Here is a 3,817-nt window from a genome sequence, read left to right as displayed (position 1 = left end):
CATGGCGATAACGACCATCTGGGCGGCCTAGAAAGCCTCTTGGCCGAGGTGTCGGTCGGCCGGATCCTGACCAGCGTCCCGCAGGAGATCTCCCCTGAAGCGAGAAATAGGGGCCGCACCGTCCCCTGCGAGGCGGGTCAGCACTGGAAGTGGGAGGGTGTGGCGTTCACCGTGCTGCATCCGACGGTCGGAGATCCCGGCCCCGACAACGAGCGTTCCTGCGTGCTCCGGGTCTCGACCGGCGCCCGTGCCGTGCTCATCCCCGGTGATATCGAGCACGGGGCCGAGGCGCGCCTGGTCCGACGGCTCGGTTCCGCATTGCACGCCGAGATCCTGGTCGCGCCCCATCACGGCAGCAAGACCTCATCGACCCCGGACTTTGTCGCGGCGGTGTCCCCTCGCTACGTGGTTTTTCCCGCGGGCTATCGCAATCGCTGGGGTTTCCCGGCGCCCGAGATCCGCGAGCACTACGCCAAGCGCGGCGCCGAAACACTGGGCACGGCGGAGGCAGGCGCCGTCCGGTTCCGGATCGGGGACGGGGTGGGAAGTCCGGTGCGGTACCGGGATGAAACCGCGCGTTACTGGAACGCCCGCTGAAGGTGCGTCGTGTCCCGCGCAGGGGAAGTTTGGCTAGCGCCTCACGAAACCGGAATCGCGCTCGGGCCTCTGCGGTTGTTCGGCGTGGCGGATCGTCACCGGCTTCGTTAGCTCAATGAGATCCAATAGAACCTCCGCGGTCTCATGGAGCATCGGTGCGCCGAGATCGACCTCGTCTTTGCTGCTCTTACGCGCTGCGCTGTCCTTCACGGGGGTCGGACCACCTGCGAAGGCCAGGCGCAGTTGCTTTTCGATCTCAGCGCGCATCGCCTCCCAAGCGCTCCGCTCGGCGCGGCGTTTGTCTTCGGCCAGAGTGACTCGGTCCCGTTTTTCGATCTGGTGCGCATGCTCCGCCTGCTCGGTGAGGAGCTTGAAGATCGGGGAGCTTGCCAACCGCTGCTCGTGGCGCGTGCGCAGATCAAAGAGGGTACGCTGCGGTACCCCCGTTACGGGGACGTACTCGGCGGGATCGACGCGATCCCAGGGCAAGGCGTGCTCCAGCCCGCGCTCCCCTTGATCGGAGGACTGCAGGGGCGTCGGAAAGGTGACGTCCGGTTCGATACCTCGGTGCTGGGTGCTGGCGCCGTTGACTCGGAAGAACTGGGCCACCGTCGCTTTGATCTGGCCAAGGTTCCCTGGGCGCCGGCGGCCCAGACTGTCGAGGTCGATGAGGTTTTGCACGGTGCCCTTTCCGAAGGTCGGTTCGCCGACGATGAGCCCGCGCCGGTAATCCTGGATCGCGCCGGCGAAGATCTCCGATGCCGACGCACTCTGCCGGTCCACCAGGACCGCGAGCGGTCCGCCGTAGGCGATCTCCGGATCGTTGTCTTCGTTGATATCGAGATCGCCATCGGCATCACGCACCTGGACGACCGGCCCTTCCTGGATGAAGAGACCGGTCAGCTCATTGGCCTCCAATAACGATCCGCCCCCGTTGCCTCGCAAGTCGATGACGATGCCCTGCGCGCCGTCGCGGACCAGCTCGCCCATCAGTTGGCGCACGTCGCGTGTCGTGCTGCGGTAGTGACGGTCCCCGCGCGCTCGGGCCTCGAAGTCGATGTAAAAGGCCGGGAGTTTGATCACGCCGATCTTGCTGATCGAACCCGACCGGCCGACCTCTATCATCGACTTCTTGGCGGCCTGGTCCTCGAGCTTGATGGTGTCGCGCGTCAGGGTGATGGTCGTGGCCCCGGCCTCCGGCGCGCTGCCTTTCGGGATGATCCGCAGCCGGACCACCGTGCCTCTCTTCCCCCGGATCAGGTCCACGACCTTTTCCAGCCGCCATCCGATGACATCCACCGCTTCACCTTGCCGGCCCTCGGCCACGGCCACGATGCGGTCATCGTCGTGCAGCTTTCCGCTCTGGTCCGCCGGACCGCCGGGAACCACCTGCTGCACCACGGTGTATCCGTTTTCGCTGCGTAGCACCGCGCCGATCCCTTGGAGCGACAAGCTCATCCGGATGCGGAAGTCCTCGGAGCTGCGCGGTGAGAAATAGGCCGTGTGCGGCTCGATGGACAAGGCATAGGCGTTGATGAAGATGTCGAAGACGTCGTCGGCATTGAGCTGATAGGTCTGCTGCACGAGGCCAGCGTAGCGATCCGTGAGGGTCGTGGTGATCTCCTGTGGCTCTTTTCCTGCGACGCGCAGCTCCAGGATATCGTTCTTGACCCGTTTCCGCCACAGATCGTCGAGCTCGGCGCGATTCGCGGGCCAGGGTGTTTTGCTGCGGTCGATGACGTGGTCTTCCTCGACGCGGAAGTCGAATGGCTGTTGCAGTAGCGACTTGGCGTAGGTCATGCGCTCGTCGAGACGCCGGCGGAACACCTTGAAGACCCCGAAGGCCGGATTGAGCTCGCCCTCGCGCAAGGCCTCATCGAGGCGATCCCGATGGACGGAGAAGGCCTGCAGGTCTTGCTGCAAGAAATAGCTGCGATTGGGGTCGAGGGTCTCGACGTAGCGCTTGAGCACCTCGGCCGAGAGCGCGTCGCTGAACGGGACCTTCTTGTAGTGGTAAGTCGACAGGTAGCCGGCGATCAGGATCGTGGCAAGCCGGTGTTGGGGGCCCGCCGCCAGATCACCGTCGCCGATCCGCGGGTAGCCGGCCCAAGCCCCGGCGCACAGAAAGGCTAGCGCCGCGCAGTACCACCGTAGGTATTTCATACGCCACCCCTCGGAATGAGCGAGGTGCAAACCCTTGCCCCCCGGATGTTTGGCCGCGCCTGCGGTACCGCGCTAGGGACGGTGAAACGGGAAGACGCGGCGAAGAGGCGCTAGGCCGGCGTCCACCACTGGGTCAATCCTCGCCACGACTAAGCGGAAAGGCAAAGCACATGCCCGGCAAGGAGGCTGTTCCCCGGGCATGGCTGGTAGGGCCGCCGCTAGAATCGCGGGGGCGGGCATCCATACGCACCCCGCCGTGACTCGAGCGCGACCCTCCACACGTTTGGCTGCCGTTTTTGGAAGCTTATAGAACCATGTGCAGCGCGCCAGATCGAGAATTTCGGCGTGTCCTGGAGGACGTTCGGGAGATCCGCTTGGCGGCGTAGACCGCGGGTGTAAACCGCGGGCGTAGAGCGCGCGTAGGCTATGGGCGTAAAGCGCGCCTGCATCATGCTGGCTATTGTAACCTATGAAGTTCTGTGGGCAACGGGGGGTCGCTAAGCGCTACCCTCCGCCGGCCCGCCAGGACACGGCCGCCGATATTGCGCTTTTGGCCGAGACCGACACCCTGCACGACGCGCTCCCAGGACCCGCCACCAAGTACTTGATGCAGCGCGTTTTATTGGTCTTCTGGGACACCCGCGCTGCGCGGCTGGCGTCGATCTCGGTGGCGCATCTCTACAACCTGCGGGGCGTCGCCGGCTACCGGGCGCGCCGTCCACAGTAGACCAAGACGCGCCCCACCGGCATCGCGATCGGCGAGCGCCGAGCGCCCCGCAGCCGGACGGCCGACCGGGCTAGCCTGCGCATCGACAGCGTCCACCAGAGCGATGAGGACGGGGTGAAGGGGTCTACCCCATCAACGCCATGGACTGCGTGACCCAGTGGGAGATCGTAGCCACTTGTGAGTGGCTCTCCGAGGTCTACCTAGCTAGTGTAGTGTCCCTTGAATAACTTTACAGATTATCCCTTCTTGTTTTTCCCTCGGGGTCCCATGTGAGGACTCCCACTTTTCGAGCTGCGTCCGTTCAGCCGTTTCAACTCGATCGACAGCCTC

At 64.8% G+C, this 3,817-nt stretch carries 3 protein-coding genes; 2 read left to right on the top strand and 1 reads right to left on the bottom strand.

Going from position 1 to position 3,817, the window contains the following annotated elements; genetic code table 11:
* A partial coding sequence (locus M3461_17190) for a hypothetical protein (protein ID MDQ3775961.1) occupies positions 1 to 597 on the top strand: 597 nt, incomplete at its 5' end.
* Positions 598 to 630: 33 nt separating this feature from the next.
* On the opposite strand, the gene M3461_17185 is transcribed toward M3461_17190, so the two are convergent.
* Positions 631 to 2,760: a carboxy terminal-processing peptidase gene (locus M3461_17185; protein MDQ3775960.1), complete on the bottom strand. Its 2,130-nt coding sequence runs from the start codon at positions 2,758 to 2,760 to the stop codon at positions 631 to 633.
* 469 nt (positions 2,761 to 3,229) lie between these two features.
* Here M3461_17185 and M3461_17180 point away from each other — a divergent pair, with 469 nt between their 5' ends.
* Positions 3,230 to 3,487, top strand: a complete 258-nt coding sequence (locus tag M3461_17180) for a hypothetical protein (protein ID MDQ3775959.1) — start codon at positions 3,230 to 3,232, stop codon at positions 3,485 to 3,487.
* The last annotated feature ends 330 nt before the right edge of the window (positions 3,488 to 3,817 follow it).

Source organism: Pseudomonadota bacterium (assembly GCA_030860485.1).
Lineage (GTDB): Bacteria > Pseudomonadota > Gammaproteobacteria > JACCXJ01 > JACCXJ01 > JACCXJ01.
This window is presented reverse-complemented; position numbering and strand designations above follow the sequence as displayed.